The organism is Aporhodopirellula sallentina SM41, from assembly GCF_000346505.1.
In the GTDB taxonomy this organism is placed as follows: domain Bacteria; phylum Planctomycetota; class Planctomycetia; order Pirellulales; family Pirellulaceae; genus Rhodopirellula; species Rhodopirellula sallentina.
In genome coordinates, this window is sequence record NZ_ANOH01000249.1 from 1 (window position 1) to 1,710 (window position 1,710).

Annotated in this window: 3 protein-coding genes; 2 read left to right on the plus strand and 1 reads right to left on the minus strand. The window is 54.8% G+C overall.

Features of this window, described 5'->3' with window-relative positions:
• On the minus strand, positions 1-292 hold a 292-nt coding region (locus tag RSSM_RS34780; RefSeq protein ID WP_044302799.1), incomplete at its 3' end, for a hypothetical protein.
• Between the two features lie 93 nt (positions 293-385).
• Here RSSM_RS34780 and RSSM_RS16635 point away from each other — a divergent pair.
• Positions 386-826: a response regulator gene (locus tag RSSM_RS16635; RefSeq protein ID WP_236621197.1), complete on the plus strand. Its 441-nt coding sequence runs from the start codon at positions 386-388 to the stop codon at positions 824-826.
• A 43-nt stretch (positions 827-869) separates the two neighbouring features.
• Positions 870-1,710, plus strand: an 841-nt coding sequence (locus tag RSSM_RS16640; RefSeq protein WP_008681164.1) for a PAS domain-containing protein, incomplete at its 3' end; no start/stop codon positions are given.

Here is a 1,710-nt window from a genome sequence, read left to right on the forward strand (position 1 = left end):
AACCTAGGATTCGCATGCTTTGCACTTTGATGGCGGTTGCCGGATGACGTTTGGTGGCGAGATGGGTTTCGGCGCGTGATTGAGGTCGCGGTCGGTCACGTGAACCTGGAATCTCATGCGGCTTTCGCGGTGGAATGACGCTGTTATGGAACGTATGCGGGCGATATTCACTGACGTCTGTTCGGCGAGCGTTTGTTTGCCGGATGACGATGCGATAAATGAAAGTTTCGCTTGCATGCACCCAGGAAAGCTGGGGTTGTTGCCGTGTTCGGGCGTTTGATGATCGCGTCAATCATTCATTTCGTTTTACGTGGAAATCATCAATCGATGCGAAAAGGGCATAACGATGCTGCCGCAAACACTTGACCGAAGTGAGATCAGTCTCATGCTGGTCGAAGATGACCCGTTGGACGTTCTCGCGATGCAGCGGACGCTTAAGAAACGGCGTATTCTCAATCCGCTCGTGCATGCTCGTGATGGGATTGAGGCGTTAGATCGATTGCGTGGGGTCGGTTGTGATCCGCTCCAACGGCCTTATCTGATCCTGCTCGATCTCAACATGCCACGCATGAACGGATTGGAGTTTCTCGAAGAATTACGCAGCGACCCTGAACTTCGCGATAGCGTTGTGTTCGTTTTGACAACGTCTGATACGGACCGAGATATCGTGAAGGCGTATGAGAAATTTGTTGCCGGTTATGTCCTAAAGTCGAAGGCCGGCGATGACCTGCTGAGGTTGCTCGGTCTGTTGGATCATTATTGGCGGATCGTGGAGTTCCCGCCGCAGCGCGCGGTCCCAACTCATCCGGAGACGAGCCGTGCATGACCATGCCTCATCGTGTGAGCAAGTCGACGGAGGGAGATCAATCATGACTGACGATGCAGACCCGCCGAGCAATCGTCCGCACGATGAAGGCGAAGGTCTGCACTCATCGCACGCGGAACCGCAGGGGGCGAACGGTGAATCGAATTCCGATATGTGCCGGTGTGACGACCTCGCCGCGAATTGCGATGTCGGGATGATCTACCTCGACCATGACCTAAAGATCCAGAGTTTCACTCCCGCGATCGCGAACGCGTTTTATGTTTTGCCTCAGGACATCGGTCGGCCGATTGAGCACATCGCGAGCAGTTTAGATGTCGATGATTTGCATGATGGGATACGCAGTGTGTTTCGTACCGATCGGGCGATCGAGTTGAAAGCGAAGAATCGTCAGGGTAGGTACTTCTTGGTCCGCATTCGGCCGAACCGACCTACTCCCAGTTTGAACACCACGCACGTCGACCGACGGACGGACGAGCGAGAGCCTTGCGGGATCGTGCTGACCTGTGTCGATGTCTCGTCGGTGGTTCGTGGTTACGAAGAGATTCGCCGGACGGCCGAGACGATCGAGTTAACTGACCATGACCTGCAAGAGTTTGCTTACGCGGTGTCGCATGACCTGCAGGCTCCGGTGAGGCATATCGCCACCAACACTCGTTGGCTGCGGGAGAAGTATCACACGCCGGACGACGAGGAGACCGGCGAGTCGTTCGCGGCAATCAATACGAGTATGGCTCGGTTGGAGTCGATGTTCGTTGGTTTGTTGCAATATTCGCGCGTTTACTCGCTCGGAAATACCATCGTCAAAACGGATCTTACGGGGCTCGTCGATTCGGCGATGCGCACGCTAGCGGATCTGATCGAGGAGAATAACGTGGAGATCCAAT

Bases quoted from the DNA above. Each gene is read 5' to 3' on its own strand.
- RSSM_RS16635 (WP_236621197.1), top strand. From the start codon at position 386: ATGCTGGTCGAAGATGACCCGTTGGACGTTCTCGCGATGCAGCGGACG.